This is a genomic window from Caenimonas terrae (assembly GCF_042655405.1).
Classification (GTDB): domain Bacteria; phylum Pseudomonadota; class Gammaproteobacteria; order Burkholderiales; family Burkholderiaceae_C; genus Ramlibacter; species Ramlibacter terrae_A.
In genome coordinates this window covers 116,043-142,819 of the sequence record NZ_JBHSMF010000015.1, presented here as the reverse complement: position 1 = coordinate 142,819, position 26,777 = coordinate 116,043, and the positions used below count along the sequence as shown (strand labels likewise).

Annotated in this window: 22 protein-coding genes, 1 pseudogene and 1 riboswitch; of the genes and pseudogenes, 9 read left to right on the top strand and 14 right to left on the bottom strand. The window is 68.6% G+C overall.

The window, feature by feature from the left end:
- The first annotated feature begins 282 nt into the window (after positions 1-282).
- Genes paaA through paaE form a run of 5 tightly spaced genes read left to right on the top strand, consistent with a single transcriptional unit; the run spans position 283 to position 4,036 of the window.
- Positions 283-1,287, top strand: coding sequence for a 1,2-phenylacetyl-CoA epoxidase subunit PaaA (gene paaA, locus ACFPOE_RS22625; RefSeq protein WP_376852607.1), 1,005 nt, complete (start codon positions 283-285; stop codon positions 1,285-1,287).
- The gene (gene paaB, locus ACFPOE_RS22620) at positions 1,284-1,637 is read left to right on the top strand and encodes a 1,2-phenylacetyl-CoA epoxidase subunit PaaB (RefSeq protein WP_376852606.1); all 354 of its coding nucleotides are present in this window, start codon (positions 1,284-1,286) and stop codon (positions 1,635-1,637) included. Before paaA ends, paaB begins: the two co-directional genes overlap by 4 nt.
- Positions 1,637-2,428, top strand: a complete 792-nt coding sequence (gene paaC / locus ACFPOE_RS22615; RefSeq protein ID WP_376852605.1) for a 1,2-phenylacetyl-CoA epoxidase subunit PaaC — start codon at positions 1,637-1,639, stop codon at positions 2,426-2,428. Before paaB ends, paaC begins: the two co-directional genes overlap by 1 nt.
- Complete coding sequence (gene paaD, locus ACFPOE_RS22610; protein ID WP_376852604.1) at positions 2,422-2,919, top strand: 1,2-phenylacetyl-CoA epoxidase subunit PaaD; 498 nt, start codon at positions 2,422-2,424, stop codon at positions 2,917-2,919. Before paaC ends, paaD begins: the two co-directional genes overlap by 7 nt.
- 16 nt (positions 2,920-2,935) lie before the next feature.
- On the top strand, positions 2,936-4,036 hold the full coding sequence (paaE, locus tag ACFPOE_RS22605) for a 1,2-phenylacetyl-CoA epoxidase subunit PaaE (RefSeq protein WP_376852603.1): 1,101 nt from the start codon (positions 2,936-2,938) through the stop codon (positions 4,034-4,036).
- A gap of 4 nt (positions 4,037-4,040) precedes the next feature.
- Here the strand turns inward: paaE and ACFPOE_RS22600 are convergent, their stop codons facing one another.
- Genes ACFPOE_RS22600 through ahcY form a run of 4 tightly spaced genes read right to left on the bottom strand, consistent with a single transcriptional unit; the run spans position 4,041 to position 7,574 of the window.
- Positions 4,041-4,502 (bottom strand): septal ring lytic transglycosylase RlpA family protein, encoded by a 462-nt coding sequence (locus tag ACFPOE_RS22600; protein ID WP_376852602.1) that lies wholly within the window; start codon positions 4,500-4,502, stop codon positions 4,041-4,043.
- Between the two features lie 17 nt (positions 4,503-4,519).
- Entirely contained in the window at positions 4,520-5,347 is an 828-nt protein-coding gene (gene metF / locus ACFPOE_RS22595; RefSeq protein ID WP_376852601.1) for a methylenetetrahydrofolate reductase [NAD(P)H], read from the bottom strand.
- Positions 5,348-5,361: 14 nt separating this feature from the next.
- On the bottom strand, positions 5,362-6,132 hold the full coding sequence (locus ACFPOE_RS22590) for a TlyA family RNA methyltransferase (protein ID WP_376852600.1): 771 nt from the start codon (positions 6,130-6,132) through the stop codon (positions 5,362-5,364).
- A gap of 5 nt (positions 6,133-6,137) precedes the next feature.
- Complete coding sequence (gene ahcY, locus ACFPOE_RS22585) at positions 6,138-7,574, bottom strand: adenosylhomocysteinase (RefSeq protein ID WP_376852599.1); 1,437 nt, start codon at positions 7,572-7,574, stop codon at positions 6,138-6,140.
- A gap of 74 nt (positions 7,575-7,648) precedes the next feature.
- A riboswitch (S-adenosyl-L-homocysteine riboswitch) is annotated at positions 7,649-7,719 on the bottom strand.
- A gap of 82 nt (positions 7,720-7,801) precedes the next feature.
- Between ahcY and ACFPOE_RS22580 the strand changes: the two genes are divergently transcribed.
- On the top strand, positions 7,802-8,890 hold the full coding sequence (locus ACFPOE_RS22580) for an ATP-dependent DNA ligase (RefSeq protein WP_376852598.1): 1,089 nt from the start codon (positions 7,802-7,804) through the stop codon (positions 8,888-8,890).
- 6 nt (positions 8,891-8,896) lie between these two features.
- Here ACFPOE_RS22580 and ACFPOE_RS22575 read toward each other — a convergent pair whose 3' ends face one another.
- The 3 genes from ACFPOE_RS22575 to ligD form a co-directional block, all read right to left on the bottom strand.
- On the bottom strand, positions 8,897-9,226 hold the full coding sequence (locus ACFPOE_RS22575; RefSeq protein ID WP_376852597.1) for an AzlD domain-containing protein: 330 nt from the start codon (positions 9,224-9,226) through the stop codon (positions 8,897-8,899).
- Entirely contained in the window at positions 9,223-9,957 is a 735-nt protein-coding gene (locus ACFPOE_RS22570) for an AzlC family ABC transporter permease (RefSeq protein ID WP_376852596.1), read from the bottom strand. The genes ACFPOE_RS22575 and ACFPOE_RS22570 overlap by 4 nt, the downstream gene beginning before the upstream one ends.
- A gap of 69 nt (positions 9,958-10,026) precedes the next feature.
- Positions 10,027-11,316, bottom strand: coding sequence for a non-homologous end-joining DNA ligase (gene ligD / locus ACFPOE_RS22565; RefSeq protein WP_376852595.1), 1,290 nt, complete (start codon positions 11,314-11,316; stop codon positions 10,027-10,029).
- Positions 11,317-11,415: 99 nt separating this feature from the next.
- Between ligD and ACFPOE_RS22560 the strand changes: the two genes are divergently transcribed.
- Complete coding sequence (locus ACFPOE_RS22560) at positions 11,416-13,047, top strand: peptide chain release factor 3 (RefSeq protein WP_376852594.1); 1,632 nt, start codon at positions 11,416-11,418, stop codon at positions 13,045-13,047.
- Between the two features lie 8 nt (positions 13,048-13,055).
- Positions 13,056-13,859, top strand: a complete 804-nt coding sequence (locus tag ACFPOE_RS22555) for an HAD-IIB family hydrolase (protein WP_376852593.1) — start codon at positions 13,056-13,058, stop codon at positions 13,857-13,859.
- 31 nt (positions 13,860-13,890) lie between these two features.
- Here ACFPOE_RS22555 and ACFPOE_RS22550 read toward each other — a convergent pair whose 3' ends face one another.
- The 7 genes and pseudogenes from ACFPOE_RS22550 to ACFPOE_RS22520 all read right to left on the bottom strand — a co-directional run.
- Positions 13,891-14,826, bottom strand: coding sequence for an NHL repeat-containing protein (locus ACFPOE_RS22550; protein ID WP_376852592.1), 936 nt, complete (start codon positions 14,824-14,826; stop codon positions 13,891-13,893).
- Positions 14,827-15,017: 191 nt separating this feature from the next.
- Positions 15,018-15,782 (bottom strand): gamma-glutamyl-gamma-aminobutyrate hydrolase family protein, encoded by a 765-nt coding sequence (locus tag ACFPOE_RS22545; RefSeq protein WP_376852591.1) that lies wholly within the window; start codon positions 15,780-15,782, stop codon positions 15,018-15,020.
- Between the two features lie 58 nt (positions 15,783-15,840).
- Entirely contained in the window at positions 15,841-16,308 is a 468-nt protein-coding gene (locus ACFPOE_RS22540; RefSeq protein WP_376852590.1) for a GNAT family N-acetyltransferase, read from the bottom strand.
- A gap of 14 nt (positions 16,309-16,322) precedes the next feature.
- The gene (locus ACFPOE_RS22535; protein ID WP_376852589.1) at positions 16,323-17,369 is read right to left on the bottom strand and encodes a histone deacetylase family protein; all 1,047 of its coding nucleotides are present in this window, start codon (positions 17,367-17,369) and stop codon (positions 16,323-16,325) included.
- Between the two features lie 15 nt (positions 17,370-17,384).
- Positions 17,385-18,038 (bottom strand): peroxiredoxin, encoded by a 654-nt coding sequence (locus ACFPOE_RS22530; protein ID WP_376852588.1) that lies wholly within the window; start codon positions 18,036-18,038, stop codon positions 17,385-17,387.
- Between the two features lie 80 nt (positions 18,039-18,118).
- Positions 18,119-24,076 (bottom strand): excinuclease ABC subunit UvrA, encoded by a 5,958-nt coding sequence (gene uvrA, locus ACFPOE_RS22525; RefSeq protein WP_376852587.1) that lies wholly within the window; start codon positions 24,074-24,076, stop codon positions 18,119-18,121.
- A 334-nt stretch (positions 24,077-24,410) separates the two neighbouring features.
- Positions 24,411-25,209: pseudogene (locus ACFPOE_RS22520) on the bottom strand (MFS transporter); the annotation flags it as partial.
- Positions 25,210-25,494: 285 nt separating this feature from the next.
- On the opposite strand from ACFPOE_RS22520, the gene ACFPOE_RS22515 reads away from it, so the two are divergent.
- Positions 25,495-26,769 carry a sensor histidine kinase gene (locus tag ACFPOE_RS22515; RefSeq protein WP_376852586.1) on the top strand — a complete coding sequence of 425 codons (1,275 nt, stop codon included), beginning with the start codon at positions 25,495-25,497 and terminating at the stop codon, positions 26,767-26,769.
- Positions 26,770-26,777 lie beyond the last annotated feature (8 nt).

The following is a 26,777-nucleotide window of genomic DNA, read 5'->3' as shown; positions in this document are numbered from 1 at the left end:
GCGAGTCTATCGACGGCAGAGTCATCGCTGTAAGCAAATGTCGATGCCGCCTGTCAGCGCCGTCCCACACGATCCCTCGCCAAAACGGCGCCACCGGCCGTTTCGGGGTCCTGAGCCCGATCCGCGCCGCGCGGTCGGCGCCCCGACACCCGCATTTCGGATCATGTTTGTTGCATGTTTTTCGCCAAAGGAGGGCGAATCTCCGGGCGCCGCTCCGGGGACGGGCCGGCGAAACCGCGCATTCACCGACCGATCGGTCGGTGAATGTCTATAATCCGCCGCATGTACACGCAAGCCATGGACGTTCCGGATGGCCAGCCGGGCCCTGCCGGGCTGGTGCCGCGGGCCGATGCGCTGCAGCAGGCCTTCGATGCCAGGATCGATGCCGACGCCAGGATCGAGCCCCAGGACTGGATGCCCGAGGCCTACCGCAAGACGCTGGTGCGGCAGATCAGCCAGCACGCCCACAGCGAGATCATCGGCATGCAGCCCGAGGGCAACTGGATCTCGCGCGCGCCGTCCCTCAAGCGCAAGGCAATCCTGCTGGCCAAGGTGCAGGACGAAGGCGGCCACGGCCTCTATCTCTATTCGGCGGCCGAGACGCTGGGCGTGAGCCGCGACGCGCTGCTGGACGCATTGCATGCGGGCAAGGCCAAGTACAGCTCGATCTTCAATTACCCGACCCTCACCTGGGCCGACGTCGGCGTGATCGGCTGGCTGGTCGACGGCGCGGCCATCATGAACCAGGTGCCGATCTGCCGCTGCTCCTACGGGCCGTACGCGCGGGCGATGATCCGCATCTGCAAGGAAGAAAGCTTCCACCAGCGCCAGGGCTACGAGAACCTGATGGCCATGATGAAGGGCACGGCGGCCCAGCGCGCGATGGTGCAGGAATCCGTCAACCGCTGGTACTGGCCGGTGCTGGCGATGTTCGGGCCGCCCGATGCCGACAGCCCGAACAGCGCGCTCGGCATGCGCTGGGGCATCAAGCGCATCAGCAACGACGACCTGCGCCAGAAGTTCGTCGACGCCACCGTGCCGCAGGCCGCGATCCTGGGCGTGACCCTGCCCGACCCCGACCTGAAGTGGAACGAGGAGCGCGGCCACCACGACTACGGCGCGATCGACTGGGACGACTTCTGGGCGGTGGTCAACGGCAACGGCCCCTGCAACAAGGAGCGGCTGGCCACCCGCGTGCAGGCGCACCGGGAAGGGCAGTGGGTGCGCGATGCGGCGCTGGCGCATGCGCGCAAGCAGCAGGCGCGCGCGTTGAAGGAAGCAGCATGACAACGGCGTCCGTTCGCCCTGAGCCTGGCGACGGGCTCGCCAAGGCTTCGACCGGCCCGGCCCGAACGGGTGGCGAATGGCCCTTGTGGGAAGTCTTCATCCGCAGCAAGCAGGGCCTGGAGCATAAGCACTGCGGCAGCCTGCACGCGGTGGACGCGCAACAGGCGCTGCAGATGGCGCGCGACGTCTATACGCGGCGCCAGGAAGGCGTGAGCATCTGGGTGGTGCCGTCGGCACTGATCACGGCAAGCCAGCCGGACGACAAGGGCGAATTCTTCGACCCGGCCGCCGACAAGATCTACCGCCACCCGACCTTCTACGAGATTCCCGACGACGTCGGCCACATGTGATGGCCGCGACGACGGCACCCCCGGGCTACCTGCTGCACCTGGCCGACAACGCGCTGGTGCTGGGCCAGCGCAACGCCGAGTGGTGCGCCCACGGTCCGGTGCTGGAAGAAGACATCGCGATGGCCAACATCAGCCTGGACCTGATCGGCCAGGCCCGCATGCTGTACCAGCACGCGGCAGCGGTGCAGGGCGACGGCGCCACCGAAGACAGCCTGGCCTACTTTCGCGACCAGCAGGAGTTTCGCAACTTCACGCTGCTGGAGCTGCCGCACCACGGGCCGCTGGCCGGCACGGCGGTGGCGCCGCGCGATTACGCAACCACTATCGTGCGCAACTTCCTCTACGGCGCCTTCGCGCTGCGGCAGTGGGAGGCGCTGCAGTCGTCGCGCGACGCCCAGCTGGCCGCCATCGCCGCCCGGGCGCTCAAGGAAGTGAAGTACCACCTGCGGCATTCGCGCGACTGGCTGGTGCGGATGGGCGACGGCACCGACGAATCGCACGCCCGGGCGCAGGCGGCGCTGGACCACCTGCTGCCCTACACCCAGGAATTCTGGACCGTCTCCGCCGACGAAGCCGCAGCGATTGCCGACGGCACCGGCGCCGATCCGCTCGCGTTGCGCCCCGCTTGGGATAGCGAACTCGACGCCGCCCTGGCGCAGGCCACGCTGCGCCGGCCGGCCGGCCACGGTTATCTTCCGCGCGGCAAGCAGGGCCTGCATTCGGAACACCTGGGCTACCTGCTGGGCGAGATGCAGAGCCTGGCGCGCCAGCATCCCGGCGCGACATGGTGAGCTGCGTCGACCGCGCCTGGGCCCTGCTGGAGCAGGTTCCCGACCCCGAGATTCCGGTCGTCTCGATCCGCGAGCTGGGCATCCTGCGTGAGATCAACGAGCGGGGCGGCACGCTCGAAGTCGTGCTGACCCCGACTTACAGCGGCTGCCCCGCGATGGAACAGATCGGGGACGACGTGCGCGCCGCCCTGGCGGCGGCCGGCCTGCGCGCCGAGGTGGTCACCCGGCTGGCGCCGGCCTGGACCACCGACTGGATGAGCCAAGCGGGCCGGGAAAAGCTGCGCGCCTTCGGCATCGCGCCGCCCCATGCGGTTCCCTCTTCACAGCACGTGCTGCGCTTCCAGCCGCCGCGGCCGGCCGGCGCCATCGCCTGTCCGCATTGCGGCAGCGCCAACACCACCGAGACCTCCCACTTCGGCTCCACCGCATGCAAGGCGCTCTACAAGTGCCTGGACTGCCTGGAGCCCTTCGATTATTTCAAGCCGTACTAGGCGCAGCGCGCATCCCATGGCCGTCCATTTCCATCCACTGCGCATCGCGCGCGTCAGCCCCGAAGCCGCCGGTGCCGTCGCCATCACATTCGCGGTGCCGGCGGCGTTGCGCGCCGAGTTCGATTTCCTGCCGGGGCAGTTCCTCACCCTGCGCACCACGCTGGACGGCAAGGAGGAGCGCCGCAGCTATTCGATCTGCAGTCCCCGGCAGCGCTTCCTGCGCGACGGCGAGATCGAGGTCGGCATCAAGCCGGTGGACGGCGGCCGCTTCTCGCGCTGGGCGGTGCAGGCCCTGCAGGCGGGAGAAAGCGTGGAAGTGCTGCCGCCCCAGGGGCGCTTCACGCCGAAAGTGGCCGCAGCGCGCCACCGCGTGGGCTTCGCGGCCGGTTCCGGCATCACGCCGCTGCTGTCCATCATCGCGAGCACGCTGGAGCAGCAACCCGATTCCAGCTTCACGCTGGTCTACGGCAACCAACGGATGAACACCATCATGTTCAACGAAGCGCTGCAGGACCTGAAGGACCGCTATCCGGCGCGCCTGACGCTGCTGCACCTGCTGTCGCGGCAGCCGCAGGAAACGGCGCTGCTCAATGGCCGGATCGACCAAGCGAAGGTGGACGAACTGCTGCGCACGCTGCTGCCGGTCGCCGCCATCGACGAGGCCTTCCTGTGCGGGCCGGAGGGCATGATCGACGCGGCCCAGGCCGCATTGCTGGCCGCGGGGCTGGCGCCCGAACGCGTGCATGCCGAGCGCTTCCATCCCGATGGCGCGCTGGCGGCGCCGGCACCCCGGCCCGCCGCTGCGGCAGCCAGCCACGCTGCGGGAGCTGCGCAGGCGCCGACGCGGCTGCAGGTGGTGCTCGATGGCAAGACCCATTCGCTGGCCATGGGACCGCAGGACCGCGTGCTGGACGTCGCGCTCGAAGCCGGACTGGACCTGCCCTACTCCTGCAAGGGCGGCGTCTGCTGCACCTGCCGGGCCCGCATCCTCGAGGGCCGCGCCGAGATGGAGCGCAACTACACGCTGGAGCCGGCGGAAATCGAACAGGGCTTCGTGCTCACCTGCCAGGCCCGCCCGCTGACGTCCACGCTGACCGTCAGCTACGACGAGCGCTGAGCCGTCAGCGAGGGTGCTTGTCCAGCAGCGTGAGCTCCACCTGGTGGGTGCCGCCCAGGCCGAGCGCACGCGCGGCAGCACGGCTCAGGTCGATGACGCGCTGCTTGATGTGCGGGCCGCGGTCGTTGATCCGCACGTCGACGCTGCGGCCGCTGACCAGGTCGCGCACCCGGACCCAGCTGCCGAACGGCAGCTTGGGATGGGCCGCCGTCAGCGCGTCCATGTCGAAACGCTCGCCGTTGGCGGTCTTGCGGCCATGGAACTGCTTGCCGTACCAGGAGGCGATTCCGGTTTCCAGCCGCTTGACCACGCCGAGCGGCGCAGCGCTTTCGGGCACCGGCGGCCCGGCGAGCTCGGCAGCGGCGACGGCGGCCGGCTGCTGCAGTTGGTCCTGCAGTTGGTCCTGCGGCTGGTCCTGTTGCTGTTCCTGCGCCAGCGCGCACGAGCAGGCACAGGCCAGGGCCATCAGTGCGGCCAGCCGCCTCACAGCGGAAGCCTCCGGCAGATTTCCAGCGTCGCGGCCGACTGGTTCATCGTGTAAAAGTGCAGGCCCGGGGCACCGCCCGTGCGCAGCCGCTCGCACAGCTGCGTCACGACGTCCAGGCCGAAGGCGCGAATCGATGCCGAGTCGTCGCCGTAGCCCTGCAGCCGCAGCCGGATCCAGCGCGGGATCTCGGCGCCGCAGGCGTCGGAAAAGCGCAGCAGCTGGGTCGAGCTGGTGATTGGCATGACGCCGGGCACCACCGGGATGTCGGCGCCGGCGCGCTTCGCATCCTCGACGAACCGGAAGTACGAATCGCTGTTGTAGAAGTACTGGGTGATGGCCGAATCGGCGCCGGCCCGCACCTTGGCCGCGAAGGCCTGCAGGTCGGCGTCGGCCGACCGCGCCTGCGGATGGATCTCCGGATAGCACGCGACCTCGATGCGGAAATCGCTGCCGGTTTCGGCCCGGATGAAGGCCACCAGGTCGCTGGCGTAGGTGAACTCGCCGCCGGTGCCGTAGCCGCTGGGCAGGTCGCCGCGCAGCGCCACCAGCTGCTTGACGCCCATGGACTTGAGCCGGGCCAGCTGCTCGCGCACCGTGGCCCGGGTGGCGCCGATGCAGGAGAAGTGCGAGGCGGCGCGCACGCCCTCCTCCAGGATCTCCGCCACCGTGCCGAAGGTGCCGTCCTGCGTCGAACCGCCGGCGCCGTAGGTCACCGAGCAGAACTCCGGCTTGGCCGTGTAAAGCGCCCGGCGCGCGACGCGCAGCTTGGCGGCGCCCTCGGGCGTCTTGGGCGGAAAGAATTCGAAACTGACCGGGAATGTCATTGCACTGCTCCTGTTCACGGCGCCGTCGCGTGAACGAAGAATTCGCGGTTGCCGTCGCCGCCGGTGATGGCGCTGTCGAACCAGGCCTTCACCTGCAGTCCGAGCGCGGCGCAGGCCTCGCGGATGCGCTGCTCCACCACCGCATAGGACGCCGGGTCCTTGACCAGGCCGTGCTTGCCGATCTGCGCCGGCTGCAGCTCGAACTGCGGCTTGACCAGCAGCAGGAAATCGGCGCCGGGCTTGCCCAGCGGCGCGATCGCCGGCAGCACCAGCGTCAGCGAGATGAACGACAGGTCGGCGACCACCAGGTCGAACTGCGCCGGCGCCTGCTCCGGCCGCTCGTCCCCTGCGATCCAGGCCGCGGCATCCAGGTTGCGCGCGTTGAGCTGTTCGACGCAGACCACCCGTTCATCGGCGCGGATGTTGGCATGCAGCTGGGCGGAGCCGACGTCGATCCCCACCACCTGCGCAGCGCCCTGCTGCAGCAGGCAATCGGTGAAGCCGCCGGTGGACTGGCCGACGTCCAGGCAGTGCCTGCCCTGCACGTCGATGCCGGCCGTCTTGAGCGCCGCCTCCAGCTTGAGGCCGCCGCGCGAAACGTAGCGCGCCTCCGCTGCGTCCAGCAACTCGATCTCCGCTTCGTCCGGCACCTCGTCGCCGTTCTTGCCCACGGCCTTCCAGCCGGCCGGCGGCAGGCGCCACTGGACGCCGGCAGCGATCAGCCGCTGGGCCTGCGAGCGCGAGCTCGCGAGGCCGCGTTCGACGAGGAGTTGGTCGACGCGCAAACCGTTCAGTACCGGTACGTGTCGGCCTTGTACGGCCCGTTCTTGCTGACGCCGATGTAGGCGGCCTGTTCGTCGGTCAGCTCGGTCAGCATGGCGCCGACTTTCTCCAGGTGCAGGCGCGCCACCTTCTCGTCCAGGTGCTTGGGCAACACGTAGACCTTGCCCGCTTCGTACTGGTCCTGCTTGGTGAACAGCTCGATCTGGGCGATCGTCTGGTTGGCGAACGACGAGCTCATGACGAAGCTGGGGTGGCCGGTGCCGCAGCCCAGGTTCACGAGCCGCCCCTTGGCCAGCAGGATGATCTTCTTGCCGTCCGGGAAGGTGATGTGGTCCACCTGCGGCTTGATCTCTTCCCACTCGTACTTCTCGATCGAGGCGACGTCGATCTCGTTGTCGAAGTGGCCGATGTTGCAGACGATCGCCTGGTCCTTCATGGCGGCCATGTGCTCGTGGCGGATCACGCTCTTGTTGCCGGTGGTGGTCACGAAGATGTCGGCCTTGTCGGCGGCATATTCCATGGTCACGACCTTGTAGCCTTCCATCGCGGCCTGCAGGGCGTTGATCGGGTCGATCTCGGTCACCCAGACCTGGGCCGACAGCGCGCGCAGGGCCTGGGCCGAACCCTTGCCGACGTCGCCGTAACCGGCCACGCAGGCGACCTTGCCGGCGATCATCACGTCGGTGGCGCGCTTGATGCCGTCCACCAGCGATTCGCGGCAGCCGTACAGGTTGTCGAACTTGCTCTTGGTCACCGAGTCGTTGACGTTGATGGCGCGGAACAGCAGCGTGCCCTTGGCCGACATCTCGTTGAGGCGGTGCACGCCGGTGGTGGTCTCTTCGGTGACGCCGATGATTTCCTTGGCCTTGCGGCTGTACCAGGTCGAGTCCTCGCCCAGCTTCTTGCGGATGGCGGCGAACAGGATGCGCTCTTCCTCGCTGCCGCCGTTGCCGGCAACCAGGGAGGCATCCTTCTCGGCGCGCTGGCCCAGGTGCATCAGCAGGGTGGCGTCGCCGCCGTCGTCCAGGATCATGTTGGGGCCTTCGCCGGCCGCGCCCTTGGCGCCGAAGTCGAAGATGCGGTGGGTGTAATCCCAATAGTCTTCCAGCGACTCGCCCTTGACGGCGAACACCGGCGTGCCGCCGGCGGCGATGGCGGCAGCGGCGTGGTCCTGGGTCGAGAAGATGTTGCAGGAAGCCCAGCGCACATTGGCGCCCAGGGCCTGCAGCGTCTCGATCAGGACCGCGGTCTGGATCGTCATGTGCAGCGAGCCGGTGATGCGCGCACCCTTCAGGGGCTGGCTCTTGGCGTATTCCGAGCGGATGGACATCAGCCCGGGCATCTCGGTTTCGGCGATGCGGATTTCCTTGCGGCCCCAGGCGGCCAGCGAGATGTCGGCGATGGCGGTGTCGGCAGGGGCGGTGGTCTTGAGAACGGCGTTCATGTTTCCTCTTTCGGCAATAAGACTGGTCCACGGACCACGCTTCAGGGGGAGATTGGAGGCTCACCACACGGAAACGTGGGCGAGCGTCGTTGCGGATGGAACCCGAGCCTCACGCCTTTGCGGCGCTGCAACGCTCCTCGGATGGCTGGATTTTATAGGAAAACGGATGACCCGGCCGCAGGAACGCCGCCTGCACCGCTGGGCACGAAGACCGGTAAAAATTCTCCATGGCTACTACCTCAACCGTTCTCTCGCCCCCGATCGAGCCCATGCTGGCCAAGGTGGCCGACGAGCTCCCGAATGGGGAAGGCTTCCTGTTCGAGCCGAAATGGGACGGCTTTCGCGCCATCGTGTTCCGCAAGGCCGGCGAAGTGGTGATCCAGAGCCGCGACCTGCGGCCGCTGGACCGCTACTTTCCCGAGCTGGCCAAGGCGCTGGGCGAGCTCCTGCCGCGCGGCTGCGTGATCGACGGCGAGATCGTCGTCGCCACCGGCGGCGGGCTGGACTTCGACGCCCTGCAGCAGCGACTGCACCCGGCCGCTTCGCGGGTGGCCCGGCTGGCGCAGGAAACGCCCGCCTCCTTCATCGCCTTCGACCTGATCGCCGCCGGCGGCAAGAGCGTGATGGCGCTGCCGCAAAGCGAGCGGCGCACGCGGCTGGAGCAGCTGCTCGGCTCGGTCAGGCCGCCGGTGTACCTCACGCCGATGACGCAGGACCGCGCTACCGCAGCCGACTGGCTGGTGCGCTTCGAGGGCGCCGGCCTGGACGGCGTGATGGCCAAGCCGGCCGATGCGCCCTACCAGCCCGGCAAGCGGGCCATGTTCAAGATCAAGCATGCGCGCACCGCGGATTGCGTGGTGGCCGGCTTTCGCTGGTACAAGGAAACGCGCGACGCCGTCGGCTCGCTGCTGCTGGGCCTGTACAACGACGCCGGCGTGCTGCAGCACGTGGGCGTGACCTCGGCCTTCACCATGGAGATGCGGCGGCAGCTGGCCGACGAACTGGAGCACCTGCGCAAGAACGCGATGCAGGATCACCCGTGGAAGGACTGGGCGACCGCCGCAGCCGGCGACGCCGACCGCATGCCGGGCGCGAAGTCGCGCTGGAGCGCCGGCAAGGACCTGAGCTGGGAGCCGGTGCGGCCCGAACGGGTCTGCGAGGTCAAGTACGACCATCTGCAGGGTGACCGCTTCCGTCATGCGACGCAGTTCCTGCGCTGGCGCGAGGACAAGCAGCCGGCGGACTGCCGCTACGACCAGCTGGAGGTGACGACGCCGTTCGAGCTGGCGCGGGTGTTCGGGGCCGGCAAGAAGTGAGCTGCCTCACCAGCCCAGGCCGAAGCGCAATGCCAGCATGACGCCGGTGCCGCAGACGATGGTGCCGAACAGGCTGCGCCGCCACGCGTAGAAGGCCAGCCCCGCCAGGGCGCCGAAGATGCGCGGATCGCGCCAGGTGTCGATCAGGTGGCCCTGCGACATCACCAGCTCCGGAGCGACCACCGCGGCCAGGGCGGCCGTCGGTGCGTAGCGCAGCCCCTCGCGCAGCCAGCGCGGCATCGGCAGTTCCTCGTTCGGCAGCAGGAAGAACGAGCGGCACAGGAGCGCGATCAGGGCCATGCCCAGCGCCGTCCAGAAGATCTCCAGCGGGCTCATGGCATCGCCCCCTTGCGCGCGGCCCGGGCATGGTCGGCCAGCACGCCGAAGGCGACGGCAGCGGCGATCGCCACCAGGATGTTCAGCTTCAGCGGCAAGGCATACGCTGCCACCGCCGCGCAGCAGGCCACGATCGCGGCCACCCAGGTGGACGGCTCGCGCAACTGCGTGCAGGTCAGCGCGAGCAGCGCCATCGTCCCCGCGAAACCGAGGCCCCAAGCCGTCGGGATGACGTGGCCGGCAACGATTCCGGTGATGATGGCCACCTGCCAGACGCCGAAAGTGAGCAGGGCGCTGCCCAGGAAATAGTCCTCGTGCCTGGGGCCGGGCACCAGCTCCGGGAAGCGCCGCATGAACAGCGCGAAGTTGGTGTCGCCCATCAGGAAGCTCAGCGCGATGCGCCGTCCGCGCGGCAGGTGCGCGAAGTAGGGCCGGTAGTGGAAGCTGTAGGCCAGGAAGCGCAGGCTGACGCACAGCGTCGTGGCCCACACGACCCAGATCGGCGCCCCCGCCGCGATCAGCGGCAAGGCCGCGATCTGGGCCGAACCGGCATAGACGATGACCGACATGAAGATCGCCAGCGGCAGGCCCATGCCGCTCTTGGCCATCGCCACGCCCGCCACCAGGCCCCAGGCCCCGATGCCGATCGCCATCGGGACGGCCTCGCGCGCGCCCTCGATCACCATGGGCCGGCGCGCCATGGACTGCGCATCGGCACGAAAAATTGCCACCCAGGACTTCAGCGACACAGGCTCCTCCCCATGCGCCGATTGTCGCCGGGGCCGCGCCCGGCCCCTGCCTCAGTGCTTCCCGGCCGCGTCAGCCTTGGCCTTTTTCCTGTGGGCGGCCGTGTCGTTCTCGCGCGGCGCGGCATCCGGATCCAGCGCCTCCTGCTTCGGCCGCAGCCGCGCCGGCACGTGCTCCAGGTTCACGCGGATGCGCGTCCACAGCGACGAGCTGCCCCGCATGCGGTCCACCAGCACATCGGCCGGCTCCAGGTGCGCCGCCGCCTTCGGATGGCGTTCCTTCCAGCGTTCCAGCCCCGCCATCGCTTCCTCCAGCTTGGCCGAGCGGCCGATCTCCACCAGCGGCCTGGCCTTGCGGCTGGATGGCGCAGCGCGGGTCGGCTCGCCGGCCTGCTTGCGGTAGTGCGGCGGCCAGGGCGCATCGCCGTCGCCGGCCGCTTCCTGTTGCGCCGACAGCTCCAGCAGCCGCTCCAGCGAGCCGGCCGCCACGTCGATGCCCTCATGCGGATCGCCGATCGCCTTGAAGCGGGCCGGCACCGTCAGCATCGTGAAGTCCGCCGGGTCGCAGCGCCGCAGTTCCTCCCAGGTCACTGGCGCCGAGACCCGCGCATCGGGCTTGGGCCGCACCGAATAGGCCGAGGCCACGGTCCGGTCCTTGGCATTCTGGTTGTAATCGACGAACACCCCGTGGCGCTCTTCCTTCCACCACTTGCTGGTGGCGAGCCCGGGCGCCCGCCGCTCCACCTCGCGGGCCAGCGCCAGCGCGGCGCGCCGCACCTGGTCGAAGCTCCAGCGGCGCTCGATCCGCACGATGACATGGATGCCGCGCGAGCCCGAGGTCTTGGGCCAGCCGACCAGGCCATGCTCGTGCAGCACCTCGTGGGCGACCGCGGCCACCTCGCGGATCTGCTTCCATTCGACGCCCGGCACCGGATCGAGGTCCACCCGCAGTTCGTCCGGGTGGTCCAGGTCGTCGGCGCGCACCGGGTGCGGGTGCAACTCGATGCAGCCCAGGTTGGCCATCCAGGCCAGCGCCGCGGCCTCGCGCGGCACCACCTCCTGCGCCACATTGCCGGACGGAAAGCGGATGGTCGCCACCTCCAGCCAGTCCGGCCGGTTGGCCGGCGCCCGCTTCTGGAAGAAGAACTCGCCGCCCACCCCGTCCGGGTAGCGCACCAGCACGTTGGGCCGGCCGCCGGCCCCGCGCAGCGCGCCGGGCGCCACCGCCAGGTAATAGCGCACCAGATCGAGCTTGGTGAGCCTTGCGTCCGGAAACAGCACTTTCCCGGGATTCGAGATGGCGATCTCGCGCCCCCCCACTTTCAGCAGTTCCGGTCCGGCCACTTTTCCCATTCCTGCCGAGGCTACACCCAGGCGGCACAATACGGGGCTGGCTGAAACGGTTTGCAACTCAGCCCGATTTGCCGTCCCCGGAGTCCTCCCTTGTCCGCCTCCCCCTTTGCCGCCGAAACCCGGCGCCGCCGCACCTTTGCCATCATTTCGCACCCCGACGCCGGCAAGACCACGCTGACGGAAAAGCTGCTGCTGTTCTCCGGCGCGATCCAGATCGCCGGGTCGGTGAAGGCGCGCAAGGCCTCGCGCCACGCCACCTCGGACTGGATGGAGATCGAGAAGCAGCGCGGCATCTCCGTCGCATCGTCGGTGATGCAGATGCTGTACCGCGACCACGTGATCAACCTGCTGGACACGCCCGGGCACAAGGATTTCTCGGAAGACACCTACCGCGTGCTGACGGCGGTGGACTCGGCGCTGATGGTGATCGACGCCGCCAACGGCGTGGAGGCCCAGACGAGGCGCCTGATCGAGGTCTGCCGCCAGCGCAACACGCCCATCATCACCTTCGTCAACAAGATGGACCGCGAGGTGCGCGACCCGCTGGACATCCTGGACGAAGTGGAGCGCGAGCTGGGCATGGCCTGCGTGCCGATGACCTGGCCGGTCGGCCAGGGCAAGACCTTCGGCGGCATCATGAACCTGCGCACCCATGCGATGACGGTGTTCGAGTCCGGCTCCGAGCGGCTGCCGCAGGACTTCGAGACGGTGCCGCTGACCGACCGCGAGAACCTGATCCAGCGCTTCGGCCACGAATTCGAGACCGCCGAACAGAGTATGGAACTGGCCATCGGCGCCTCGCCCACCTGGGACCACGAGGCCTTCCTGGCCGGCAAGCAGACGCCGGTGTTCTTCGGCTCGGGCGTCAACAACTTCGGCGTGATGGAAGTGCTGGAAGCGCTGGTGGACCTGGCGCCGCCGCCGCAGCCCCGCGTCAGCAAGCTGGTCGTCAACAAGGAGCCGGTGGTGCGCGAGGTCCATCCGGAAGACCCGGATTTCTCCGGCGTGGTGTTCAAGGTGCAGGCCAACATGGACGCCAACCACCGCGACCGCATCGCCTTCGTGCGCATGGCCTCGGGCAAGTACACGCCCGGCATGAAGCTCAAGGTGCAGCGCACCGCCAAGGAACTGCGCCCGACCTCGGTCGTCACCTTCCTGTCGCAGCGGCGCGAGGCGGTGGACGAGGCCTATGCCGGCGACATCATCGGCTTCACCACCCACGGCGGCGTGCAGCTGGGCGACACCATCACCGACGGCGCCAACCTGCAGTTCACCGGCCTGCCCTTCTTCGCGCCCGAACTGTTCATGACGGTGCTGCTGAAGAATCCGCTGCGCACCAAGCAGCTGCAGCAGGGCCTGGCCCAGCTGGGCGAAGAGGGCGCGATCCAGGTGTTCCGCCCCGAGATGGGCGGCGCGATGCTGCTGGGCGCCGTCGGCCAGCTGCAGTTCGAGGTGGTGCAGCATCGCCTGAAGTCCGAGTACGACGCCGACATCCGGCTGGAGGGCTGCCAGTACACCGGCGCCCGCTGGATCACGGCCGACACGCCGGCCGAACTGCGCGCCTTCATGGACGCCTATCCGGCCCGGATGGCGCGCGATGCGGCCAACGCGCTGGCCTTCCTGTGCACCTCGCCGTACGACGTGCGGCTGGCGCAGGAGCGCTTCCCGAAGATCCATTTCCACCTGCTGCGCGAGCACGCCGGCCTGGCGCTGCAGGCCTGACGGCGCGCATGAAGCCGCTGCAACTCTGGCCGGCCGCGCAGCGGCGGCAACTGGTCGGCGTCTTCACCGACATCGACGACACCCTGACCACCGAAGGCGCCGTCACCGCCGACGCCCTGCGCGCGCTGGCCGCGCTGCACGGGGCGGGCCTGCACGTGATCCCGATCACCGGCCGCCCGGCCGGCTGGAGCGAGCCGTTCGCGCGCGACTGGCCGGTGGATGCGATCGTGGCGGAGAACGGCGCGGTGGCGCTGATCCATTCCTCCACCGGCGCAGCCCCGGGCCTGCGCAAGATCTACCAGCAGGACGACGCGCTGCGCAGCGCCAACTACGCGCGCATGCAGCGGGTGGCGCGCCGCATCGTCGAGGAAATCCCCGGCGCCAACGTCTCGACCGACAGCCCGGGCCGGGAAACCGACATCGCCATCGACCACAGCGAATTCGTCCACCTGCCGCCGCAGGCGATCGCGCAGGTGGTGAAGCTGATGCGCGCCGAGGGCCTGAACGCCACCGTCAGCTCGATCCACATCAACGGCTGGATCGGCGAGCACAACAAGCTGGCCGGCGCGCGCTGGATCGTGCGCGAGCTGTTCGGCCGGGAGCTGGACGCCGAGATCGGGCGCTGGGTGTACGTGGGCGATTCGACCAACGACGTGCTGATGTTCGAGCACTTCCCGCACAGCGTCGGCGTGGCCAACATCCGGCGCTTCGAAGCGGAGTTGAGCCATCCGCCCGAATACGTCACGCCGAGCGAGCGCGGCGCCGGTTTCGCCGAAGTGGCGCAAGCGATCCTCAGCGCAGGTCGATCCTGAGCACCGTGCGCACGGGCAACGCCCCCGCAAGTTAGGCCAGGTCGATCCGCAGCACGGCGTTCGCGCTCGTCACGAAGAGTGTCTTGTCGCCTGCCAGCGCCAGCCCGCGCGGCGGCGACGCGAAGGCGAACGGCAGCGTTGAGACTGTGGAGACCACGCCTGCGGGGGTGATGCGGCGGATCACCCGGTTGTTGGTGTCCGCGACATACAGGGTCCCGGCGCTGTCCACCACCATGCTGGTCATCAGCGCCGACATGTTCAGGACACCCGGCTGGTAGAAATCGAAGCGCGCCTGGCTCCCCGCGCCGTCGGCATAGCCCACCGTCCCGGTGCCGGCCAGCACCACTTCAGGCTGCCCCGGCACGACCTTGCTGATGGTGTTCTGGTCGCCGATGTAGACCGTGCCGGACTTGTCGACAGCCAGGCTCGCGATGGCGCGTGAACGTTCGGGCACCGTGACATTGGTGGATGCCCCGGCCTGATCGATCCGGCGCACCGCGCCGCCGTACGTGAACCAGAAGCCGCCCGCCGCGTCGACCACGATGGACGGCCCGAGGATGACGTCCGGCGCCTTGATCACCAGCACGGTGCCGACCTCTGCCGCGGGCGACACCTTGCGCACGCAAGTCCACCAGACGTTGCCGCTCAGCGCCTGCGCCGACCAGCCGTCGGTCACGTACAGGTTGCCGGCGCCGTCGAATCCGATGCCGGCCGGGAAACTGAAGGTCGCGACGAAGCCGTCGACATTGCCCGGCACCCGCACCGCGCCGGCGAACCGCGTCACCATGTTGTCGGTCCAGATCTTGCGAATCGTGTGGTTCATCGTGTCGGCGACGTACACGTTGCCGGCTGCGTCAACCGCCAGTCCACCGGGAGAGCGAAAGCGTGCCAGCGGGCCGGGGCCGTCCGCGTCGCTGCGGACCGCCGTGTCAGGCAACTCCTCGAGGCTGCCGGCCACCAATGTCACGGTGCCCTGCGCCGGCGGCGGTGAGGGCGCGGGCGTGGGCGCCGGTGTAGGTGGCGGTGCAGGTGTGGGCGCCGGTGAAGGCGCGGGCCCCGGGGAAGGCGCTGGTGCATCGCCGCCACCGCCGCCGCAGGCTGCCAGGGCCACGCCCAGTCCGCTCACCAGCACCGATCGCCGTGCCACATCTTGGTTGCTCATCGCGTCCCCCTGTTGTCGTGCTCCTTCCGGCAGGCCGCAGCGAACGCCTCCAGGCTGCGCTGGTAGAACAGGTTCTCGGCATGCCGCCATTCGGGATGCCATTGCACGCCGAAAGCAAAGCCGGGCGCGTCCTCCACTCTGACGCCTTCGATCAGGCCATCGGGCGCCAGCGCTTCCGCGATCAGCCCGCGGCCCAGGCGCTTGATGCCCTGGCCGTGCAGCGAATTCACCTTGGCCTGGGTGGCGCCGGCCCACTGGGCGAAAGCGCTGCCCGGCGTGAGCGCGACTTCATGCCGCGTCGCGAACTGCACCGCCAGGTCCGGGTCGTCGGGCTCGCGGTGGTCCATCAGCCCCGGCTCGGCATGCACCCGCTGGTGCAGGCTGCCGCCCAGGGCGACGTTCATTTCCTGCAGCCCGCGGCAGACGCCCAACAGCGGCACCCCGGCCGCGATGGCAGCCGGCACCAGGGCCATGGTCAGCGCGTCGCGGCGCGGGTCAAGCAGGTCGGTGGGCAGGGCGTCGGCACCGAAGCGGGTGGCTTCCACGTTCGAGGGCGAGCCGGTGAGCAGCACGCCGTCCACCAGCGCCAGCAGGTCCGGCACGTCGGCCGCGTCGGCCATCGGAAAGAGCACCGGCTGCAGGCCCAGCGCGGTGACGGCGGCTGCATAGCGATCGGCCAGCACGGTGTAGCCGCCCGGGTCGGACAGGTCCAGGTTGCGGTGGCAGGCCGGCAGCCAGACCAGGGGCTTGTGCTTGGGCATCGCCGGATTTTCGCAGCAACCAGGCTCGGCCGTGACAGGCCGTCGCCCGCGCGCCGGATCAAGGACGCGTGACCAGCTGCTTTTGCAGTTGCACCGCGTCGACGACGCCGCCGTAATAGCCGCTGACGGTGCGCATCGGCACGAAGCCGAGCCGGCCGTAGAAGGCGATGGCCTTGGCGTTGTCGGCGCGCGCTTCCACCCGCACCCGTTCGATGCCGGCCACCCGCGCCGGCTGCTCCAGCCAGTTCACCAGCCGGCTGCCCAGCCCGCGGTTGCGGTAGCTCGGACGCACGGCGAACAGCGCCAGGTGGGCCGTCTCTTCCCAGTACTGCATGATGCCGAAGCCGACGATGGCCTCCGACTCGGTCATCACCGCGACGTTGGTCGCGGGGTCGCGGATGGCGCGCAGCACACGGCCCTCGCGCCAGCTCCAGCCCAGGCCCTGTTCGATGTAGCTGCGCGACATCTCGGCGATGGCGCCGGCGTCGGCGACCTGGGCAAGTCGGGTGACCGGCAGGATCAGCATGGGACCATCCTATGTCATCCGGCGCGCTGGCCGAAACCTTCCAGCACGTTCACGGTGTTGATGCCAACTTCTGCCACCGCATAGCCGCCCTCGAACACGAACACCGTGGGCAATCCGGCGGCGGCGATGTCCTCCCCGATGGCCAGGTAGTCCGCGCTGCGCAGGCCGAAGCCGGAGATCGGGTCGCCCTCGAAGGTGTCCACGCCCAGCGAGACGACCAGCGCGTCGGCGCGGAAATCGGCGATCGCCCGCAGCGCCTGCGCCAGCGCGGTGCGCCACCGGGGAAAGCCGCTGCCGCGGGCCAGCGGCAGGTTCAGGTTGCAGCCCTCGCCGGCGCCGGCGCCGCGCTCGTCGGCGTAGCCCAGGAAGTACGGGTATTCGGTGTGCGGATCGCAGTGGACGCTGGCGAAGAACACGTCGGCGCGCTGGTAGAAGATGGACTGGGTGCCGTTGCCGTGGTGGTAGTCCACGTCCAGCACCGCGACCCGCTCCAGGCCCGCGTCGCGGAGCGCCTGCGCCGCCAGCGCGGCGTTGTTCAGGAAGCAGTAGCCGCCGAAGAAGTCCATGCCGGCGTGGTGGCCCGGCGGCCGGGTCAGCGCGAAGGCAGCGCGCTCGCCCTGCAGCACCTTGCGCGCCGCGGTGATGGCGCATGCCGCGCCGGCCCGCGCCGCGGCCCAGGTACCCGCGGTCAGCGGGCTGCCGGCGTCGAACGAAAACAGGCCCATGCGGGCGGAGAAGCTGGCGGGCAGCACGTCGCTGCGAAAGCTGCGGATCGGCCAATAGGACGGAAGGGCATCGCGATTCGCATTGGCGGGATCGAGCGCCACCCACTCCTGCCAGGCGCCGGCCAGGAAGTCCAGGTAGCGCTGCGAATGGATGCGCGCGATCGCCACGGCGGGAAGTTCCTGCGGCCCTTCGATCGCGCCCAGCCCGCGCAGCTGCAGCTCCCGCAGCACGAAGTCGGCGCGGGCCGGCACCTCGAAGCAGGGCACCAGCTCGCCGCGGAACATCTCGAACCTGCCCTGGTGCAGGGCATGCCGGTCGTTGTAGATCGTCAGCATGCCTGCGATGGTGCCCTACTTCGGCTGCGGAGTGACCCGCAGGTAAGGCTTGAGCGCCTTGTAGCCGGGAAACAGCGTCTTGGCCTCGTCGTCGCTGACCGAGCCGGCGATGATCACGTCCTCGCCCTGCTTCCAGTTGGCCGGCGTCGCCACGCGGTGCTTGGCGGTGAGCTGCATCGAATCGAGCACGCGCAGGATCTCGTCGAAGTTGCGGCCGGTGGTCATCGGATAGGTGAGCATCAGCTTGATCTTCTTATCGGGGCCGACCACGAACACCGAGCGCACCGTCTGGTTGTTGACGGCGGTGCGGCCGTCGGCCGTCGGCGGCTCGTCGGCCGGCAGCATGTTGTAGAGCTTGGCGACGGCCAGGTCGCTGTCCGCGATGATCGGATAGTTGACCTTGGCACCCTGCGTTTCCTCGATATCGCCCAGCCACTTGCTGTGGCTGTCCACCGGGTCCACCGACAGGCCGATCAGCTTGACGTTGCGCCGGGTGAACTCCGGCTCGATCTTGGCCATGTAGCCCAGCTCGGTGGTGCAGACCGGCGTGAAATCCTTGGGATGCGAGAACAGCACGGCCCAGCTGTCGCCGATCCACTTGTGGAAGTCGATCTGGCCGTGGGTGGTCTGGGCCGTGAAATTGGGGGCGGTGTCGTTGATGCGAAGCATGGTTGTTCTCCTGTGAGTGGGTTGAAAATAATGCGCCTTTGCGCGCAGCTTGTCATCCCGGGTCAAGCCCGGCATGACAATCACGTCCGCGCCAGCACCGGCCCCAGCGCCACGCCGGTGTGCGTACCCAGCTTCACCACCTTTTCCGGCGGCGCCTGGGCCACCACCTTGCCGCCGGCGTTGCCGCCCTCGGGGCCCAGGTCGATGATCCAGTCGGCTTCGGCGATCACGTCCAGGTCGTGCTCGATCACCATCACGCTGTGGCCGCCGTCCACCAGCCGGTGCAGCACGCGGATCAGCTTCTCGACGTCGGCCATGTGCAGGCCCACCGTCGGCTCGTCCAGCACGTAGAAGGTGTGGGGCGGCTTCTGGCCCCGGCGCGTGATGTCGTCGCGCACCTTGGACAGTTCCGTCACCAGCTTGATCCGCTGCGCTTCCCCGCCCGACAGCGTCGGCGACGGCTGGCCCAGCGTGAGGTAGCCCAGGCCCACGTCCTTGAGCAGCTGCAGCGGATGGCTGATGTTGGGCATCGAGGCGAAGAAGTCCACCGCCTCGTCCACTTCCATCTGCAGCACGTCGCCGATGCTCTTGCCGCGCCAGGTGACGGCCAGCGTCTCGGGATTGAAGCGCGCGCCGTGGCAGGACTCGCAGGGGATCTTCACGTCCGGCAGGAAGCTCATGCCGATGGTGCGCATGCCCTGGCCCTCGCAGGTGGGGCAGCGGCCTTCGCCGGTGTTGAAGGAGAACCGTCCCGGCCCGTAGCCCCGCGCCCGCGCCTCCAAGGTGTCGGCGAACAGCTTGCGGATGGTGTCCCAGAAGCCGATGTAGGTGGCCGGACAGGAGCGCGGCGTCTTGCCGATCGGCGTCTGGTCCACCTCCAGCACCCGGTCGATCACCTGGTAGCCGTCCAGCCCCTTGCAGCCGACCCAGGCCGGATGCTTGCCCTTGGCGTCGGCGTCGCGGCCGGCCTTGGTGTAGCGCTGCTGCACCGCGGCCTGCACGTTCACCAGCAGCACGTCGCGCGCCAGCGTGGACTTGCCGGATCCGGAGACGCCGGTCACCGCGACCAGCCGCCGCAGCGGCACGTCGATGTCGATGCTGCGCAGGTTGTGCAGGTCAGCGCCTTTGAGTTCCAGCCGTTCCGCCTTGCGGTCGACATCGCGCCTGGGCTGCACCGGATGCTTCATCGCGTGCAGCAGGTAGCGGCCCGTCACCGACTCCTCGACGTCGCTGATGTCCTGCACACTGCCCTGCGCCACCACCCGGCCGCCCCGCTTGCCGGCGCTGGGGCCGATGTCGATGATGTGGTCGGCGCGGCGGATGGTGTCCTCGTCGTGCTCGACGACCACCAGCGTGTTGCCCTTCTCGCCCAGCTTGTGCAGCGCGTTGAGCAGGATCTGGTTGTCGCGCGCATGCAGGCCGATGGTCGGCTCGTCCAGCACGTAGCAGACGCCCTGCAGGTTGGAGCCGAGCTGCGCCGCCAGCCGGATCCGCTGTGCTTCCCCGCCCGAGAGCGTGGGCGCGCCGCGGTCCAGCGTCAGATAGCCCAGCCCCACTTCCTCCAGGAACTCGAGCCGGCCCTGGATCTCGGGGATCAGGTCGCGGGCGATGCCCTGCTCGCGCACGCTCATCACGTCCTTGACCTGCAGGCTCTCAACCCAGCGCCGCACGTCCACCACCGACAGCGCGGCCACTTCGGCGATGCCGGTCCGGTCGAACTGCACGTTGCGCGCCTGCAGGTTCAGCCGGCTGCCGTGGCAGGTGGCGCAGGCTTCGTCGGCCACGTCTTCCACCTCCGGCTCGCCGAAGGTCTGCTCGCGGCCCTTGTCGGCATCGTCGCGGATGGTGTCGTCGTACACCGCACGCTGGTCCTTGGTCAGCTTGACGCCGGTGCCCACGCAGTCCTGGCACCAGCCGTGCTTGCTGTTGTACGAGAACAGGCGTGGATCCAGTTCCGGATAGCTGGTGCTGCAGACCGGACAGGCCCGCCGCACCGAGAACACCTCGATCTTGCCGATGTGGTGGTGCTTGTCGATGCCGGCGATGAACGCGCCGCGCAGGCCGTCCAGCGGCGCCAGCACGTGCAGGACGCCCTTGCCGTGCTCCAGCGCCTCGGCCAGCTTCTCGCGCAACAGCGCTTCGTTGGCCGGCGTGACGTCGAGGTCACACACCGGCAGCTCGATGGTGTGTTCCTTGAAGCGGTCGATCCGCGGGAAGCCGGTGGTCGGCAGGAAGTTTCCGTCCACCCGCAGGTGGGTGTAGCCGCGCGGCCGCGCCCAGTCCGCCAGCTCGGTGTACACGCCCTTGCGGTTGATCACCAGCGGCGCCAGCAGGCCGATGTGCTGGCCCTTGTAGCGCTTCATCAGCTGCGCCGCGATGCTGTCGGCCGATTGCGGCTTCACCTCGGCGCCGTCGTGAACGCAATGCTGGGTGCCCAGCTTCACGTACAGCAGGCGCAGGAAGTGCCACACCTCGGTGGTCGTGCCGACGGTGGACTTGCGCCCGCCGCGCGAGAGCCGCTGCTCGATGGCGACTGTCGGGGGGATCCCGTACACCGCGTCCACTTCGGGCCGCCCGGCCGGCTGCACGATGCTGCGGGCATAGGCGTTGAGCGATTCGAGGTAGCGGCGCTGGCCTTCGTTGAACAGGATGTCGAAGGCCAGCGTCGACTTGCCCGAACCCGAGACGCCCGTGACCACGCTGAACTTGTTGTGCGGGATGTCGACCGACAGCGACCTGAGGTTGTGCTCGCGGGCGTTGACGATCTGGATCGAATCCGGTCGTGCTGAGCCTGTCGAAGCATCGGGCGCCACAACCCGGCCCTGAGCTGAGCCTGCCCTGAGCTTGTCGAAGGGAAGGGCTCGCGAGGGCTTCGACAGGCTCAGCCCGAACGGAGTTTCTGCTTCTGCATCCGAAACATACGTCCCCATTCCCAACGTGCTGTCGTACTCCCGCAGCGCCTTGCCGGTGTGCGAAGTGGCGTGCAGCTTCACGTCCTCCGGCGTGCCTTCGGCGACCACCAGGCCGCCGGCGTCGCCGCCTTCGGGGCCGAGATCGATCAGCCAGTCGGAGGAGCGGATCACATCCAGGTTGTGCTCGATGATGATCATCGAGTTGCCCGCCTCCATGAGCTTGCGCAGTGCGCGCATCAGCTTGGCGATGTCGTCGAAGTGCAGGCCGGTGGTCGGCTCGTCGAACAGGAACAGCGTGCCGCGCGTGGCCTTCGCCTGCCGGCTGCTCGACGCGGTCTTGGCCGCGCCGGCCAGGAAGCCGGCCAGCTTGAGCCGCTGCGACTCGCCGCCCGACAGCGTCGGCACCGGCTGGCCCAGCTTCACGTAGTCGAGGCCGACGTCGACGATCGGCTGCAGCGCGCGGATCACGTCGCGGTCGTTGGCGAACAGCGAGGCGGCCTCGCTCACGGTCAGATCGAGCACGTCGGCGACGTTCAAGGCACGCGGCCGCAGGGCGCCGATCGGCTGCCGCTCGATCGTCACTTCCAGGATCTCCGGCCGGTAGCGCTTGCCGTCGCAGTCCGGGCAGCGCAGGTAGACGTCCGACAGGAACTGCATCTCCACATGCTCGAAGCCGGAGCCGCCGCAGGTGGGGCAGCGGCCGTCGCCGCTATTGAAGCTGAACTTGGCGCCGGTGTAGCCGCGTTGCCGCGCCAGCGGCGCGCCGGCGAAGATTTCCCGGATCGCGTCCCAGGCGCCCACATAGCTCACCGGGTTGGAGCGCGCGGTCTTGCCGATCGGCGACTGGTCGACGAACACGACGTCGCTCAGGTGGTCGGCGCCCAGCATGCGGTCGTGCAGGCCCGGCGTTTCCGTGGCCTTGCCGAAGTGGCGGGCCAGCGCCGGCGCCAGCACGTCCTGGATCAGGCTGGACTTGCCGGAACCGCTGACGCCGGTGACGGTGACCAGCCGCTGCAGCGGAAACTCCACCGTCACGTTCTTCAGGTTGTGTTCGCGCGCGCCCTCCAGCACCAGCCGCGGCGTGGCATCGACCACGGCGCGCTTGAAGCCCATGCCGATCTGCTTGCGCCCGCCCAGGTAGTTGCCGGTCAACGTGTCCGCGTGGCGCAGTTGGTCGGTGGTGCCGTCGAACACGATCTGGCCGCCGCGCTCGCCGGGGCCGGGGCCCATGTCGATCATGCGGTCGGCCGCCAGCATCACGGCCGGGTCGTGCTCCACCACCACCAGCGTGTTGCCGGCGTCGCGCAGGCGCTTCATCGCCTCCGTGATCCGGTTCATGTCGCGCGGATGCAGGCCGATGCTGGGCTCGTCCAGCACGAACAGCGTGTTGACCAGCGAGGTGCCCAGGGCGGTGGTCAGGTTGATCCGCTGCACCTCGCCGCCCGACAGCGTGCGGCTCTGCCGGTCCAGCGTGAGGTAGCCGATGCCGACGTCGACCAGGTACTTCAGGCGGGTGGTGATCTCCTCGAACAACAGCTTGAGGGCTTCTTCCTGACCGGTTCGGGCTGAGCCGAGCCCGTCCTGAGCCTGTCGAAGGGAAGCCCCTGACTTCCGATCGTCCTGAGCTTGTCGAAGGGCAAGCTCAGGGCGAACGGTCATGCGGTCGAAGAACTTGCGCAGCTTGTCGATCGGCATCAGCATCAGGTCGTGCAGGCACAGGCCCGGCAGCGCCTCCAGTTGCTCGCGCGTCCAGTCCACGCCGGCCGGCATGAAGCGCTTGCCAGGCTCCAGCACCGCATCGGCGTCGTCCTTGCTGCCGATGCGCCACAGCAGGCTCTCGGTCTTCAGGCGCGCGCCTTCGCAGACGTGGCAGGGCGTGTAGCTGCGGTACTTGGACAGCAGCACCCGGATGTGCATCTTGTAGGCCTTGCTTTCGAGGTATTCGAAAAAGCGCTTGATGCCGTACCACTGCTTGCTCCAGTTGCCGTCCTTGTAGTTCGGGTTGCCCTGGACCACCCATTTCTGCTGGTCGGGCGTGAGCTTGTACCAGGGCGTGTCGCGCGGGATGCCGGCAGCCTCCGCGTACTTCATCAGGTCGTCCTGCGCTTCGGACCAGGCCGGCGTCTGGATGGTCTTGATCGCGCCGGCGCGCAGCGTCAGCTTGTCGTTGGGGATCACCAGCCCGTAGTCGACGCCGATCACCCGGCCGAAGCCGCGGCAGGTCTCGCAGGCGCCGACCGCGGAGTTGAACGAGAACAGCGACGGGATCGGGTCGGCGTAGCGGATGTCGCTGTCGGGGCAGTGCAGGCCGGTGGAGAATTTCCAGATGTCGTTGGCGGGGGAAATGGGGTCAGAGCCCGATTTCGAAGTTGCGCTGCCGTCGCCGGCTGCTCCGCGTCCTGAATCGGGATCTGACCCCATTTCAGCGACGTAGACGCTCATCCGCCCGACGCCGCGCTTGAGCGCCACCTCGATCGCCTCCAGCGCCCGCGCCCGCTCGGTGCCCTGGATGCGGAAGCGGTCCGCGACCACGTCCAGCACTTTGCGGGGACCGGTCGGCGTCGCAACTTCGCGCTCCGCCTGCACGCGGGTGAAGCCGCTGGCGGCCAGCCACTGCTCCAGCTCTTCGGCGGTCGTCCCGCCCGGCAATTCCACCGGGAAGGTCACGACCAGCCGCGGGTCGCTGCCGGCGGTGCGGGCCATCAGCTCCGCATAGATCGATTCCGGCGAGTCGTGCCGCACGGCCTTCGCCGTCTTGCGGTCGAACAGGTTGGCGGCGCGGGCGAACAGCAGCTTCAGGTGGTCGTTGAGCTCCGTCATCGTGCCGACGGTGGAGCGCGAGGAGCGCACCGGGTTGGTCTGGTCGATCGCGATCGCCGGCGGCACGCCGTCCACGCGGTCCACCGCCGGCTTGTCCATGCGGTCCAGGAACTGGCGCGCGTAGGCGGAGAAGGTTTCGACGTAACGGCGCTGGCCCTCGGCGTACAAGGTGTCGAACACCAGGCTCGACTTGCCCGAGCCGCTGGGACCCGTCACCACCGTGAGTTCGCCGGTGCGCAGGTCGAGGTCGAGGTTCTTGAGGTTGTGCTGCCTGGCGCCGCGGATCCGGATCAGTCCCTGGGTCATTCAGTTGGTCTTTTCTTGAGTGAGGCGGAACATTCTAGGGACCGCCCACCATCGGCGCCGGCCTGGGGTTACTGCGGGCCCGGACATGAAATGAAACAAAAAAGCCCGCGCGAAGCGGGCCGCGCCGGACCTGAGATGCTCAGTCGCGGGCGTAGATGTCCACGTCCCTGGTCTCCCGGATGAACAGCGTGCCGATCACGAAGGTCGCGCCGGCAATCACGGCACCCAGTCCCTTGCTGCTGTAGCTCGGAATCACCGTTTCGCCGATCTTGATGGTGGCCGGCGTGCCGGCCGGCGCTTCCACGTTGTCGTAGCTCACCGAGGCGTTGGCCAGCTCCGACAGCGCGCCGGACACGATGAAGAAGGGCGTGCCGATCAACAGCGCGGCGGCCACCATGATGTTGGCGGTGGCGTTGTCGACCTTGAGCGCCTGGGTCATGAAGAACAGCGCGTAGAACTGGCCCGAGTACCAGACCACGGCCTGGCCGGCGGTCAGGCCGACCAGCGCCAGGATCACGATCTTGAGGTTCTTCCACTGGCCGAAGGACTCGGTCAGCGGCGCCTTCGAGGTGCGCCCTTCGGCCTTCATCTTGCGGAAGGCCGGCGATTCGTTCATGGTCAGGCGGATCCATACCGACACCGCCAGCAGCAGGATCGACACCAGGAAGGGCAAGCGCCAGCCCCGGTCGCCGGACGCCGCTTCGCCCAGCGAGGTGCGCACGCCCAGGATCACCAGCAGCGACAGGAACAGCCCCGCGGTCGCGGTGGTCTGGATCCATCCCGTATACGCACCGCGCTTGCCCTGCGGCCCATGTTCGGCCACATAGGTCGCGGCGCCGCCGTACTCGCCGCCCAACGCCAGCCCCTGCAGCAGCCGCAGCGCGATCAGCACCGCCGGTGCGGCCACGCCGATCGCGGCATAGGAAGGCAGCACGCCGACGATGAAGGTCGACAGGCCCATGATCAGGCCAGGCCGGAAATGAACTGTTTGGCGATGATCGGCGCCACCGATCCGTCCAGGTAGAAGTCGTACCACTCGAACACGGTGCCGAGCGAGGAAGCGAAGATCACCTCTTCTCTTCGGCGGACATCGGCCGGGCAGTGGCGGCGGCGGCTGTGGCGGCAATGGCCATGGGACGGTCTCCTTTGCTGCGCGCCCGAGATGGGCGCTTGCCGGCAATTCTTCGGCGGCGCTCTGACCCTGCTCTGACGCCAAACCAACGCTGGCTTGCGCCAAACTGACCCCATGCTGACGGGAGTCAAGTAGGCAAATGGACTACTCAAGACAGGCTCTTCGCCTCTATCCCCGACGGCCGAGTTGGTGTCTGATCGGTGTTATAGATGCTTTTTGTTACTTCACGTAACTTCATTGTTACGAAAGTCCGCTCCGCCACCCCGTGCAGTCCCCAAGGCCCGTCATGACCCGCGATTCAAACAACCGGATCCTGCTGATCGACGACACCCGATCGATCCACGAGGATTTCCGCAAGATCCTGGGGACACAGTGCGCCGGGCCGGACTTCGGGCCCACCGACATGGCCCTGTTCGACATCCCGCCGCGACCCGCGTCAGAATTCGAACTGGTGTCCGCCTACCAGGGCCGGGAAGGCCTGGCCTTCGTCAAGGAGGCAGCCGAGGCGGGAATGCCGTTCGCCATGGCCTTCGTCGACATGCGGATGCCCCCGGGCTGGGACGGCCTGGAGACGGTGCAACGGCTCTGGGAGGCAGACCCCAGGCTGCAGGTGGTGATCTGCACCGCCTATTCCGATCATCCCTGGGAGGAGGTGCTGGAGCGGCTGGACGTCCAGGACCGGCTGCTGATCGTCAAGAAACCCTTCGACATCATCGAGGTCAGCCAGCTGGCGCGCGCCCTGACGGCCAAGTGGTCGCTTGCCCGCCGGGCCGACGAACAGAAGAAGGAACTGGAGGTGCTGGTCGAGCACCTGCGCGCGTCCGAAAGCGCATTGCGCTACAAGAGCCAGGAGCTGGAAGGGTTCGCGAATTCGGTCTCGCACGATCTCCAGTCGCCGCTCGCGACCATCGGCTCGTTCGCAGGCCTGCTGCAGTCGGAACTGGGCGATTGCAGCGGCAACGCGCTGCATTACCTCGATCGCATCCGCGCCGGCACCATGCTCGGACAGAAGCTGGTGGACGGGCTGCTGACCCTGACCCATATCGCACGCGCCGAGTTGCAGCTGGAGCCGCTCGATATCGCCCCGATGGTGCGGCAGCTGACCCTGGATCTGCAGGACGCGTCGCCGGACCGCAAGGCGGTCGTGACGGTTCAACCCGGATTGCGGGTGCACGGCGACGCCAGGCTGATGCGCATCGCGATCCGCAACCTGGTGGAGAACGCCTGGAAATTCAGCTCCCGCCGCGAGGCGACGCTGATCGAGATCGGCATGGCGCTGGAAACCTGCGAGCAAAGCACCTTTTTCGTCCGCGACAACGGCTGCGGCTTCGACATGGCGGATGCCGACCAGCTGTTTCACAACTTCCATCGCCTGCACGCCCACCACGACTTCCCGGGCACCGGGGTCGGCCTGGTGACGGTGAGCCGCATCATGGCCCGCCACGGCGGCCGGGTCTGGGCCGATTCGGTCGCGGGCGAAGGCAGCACCTTCTACTTCTCCCTGCCGACCCACGAGCCCGCGCCCGCCGTGGCGCCCAGGCAAGCCCAGGCGCAGACCTGATGCCGGTC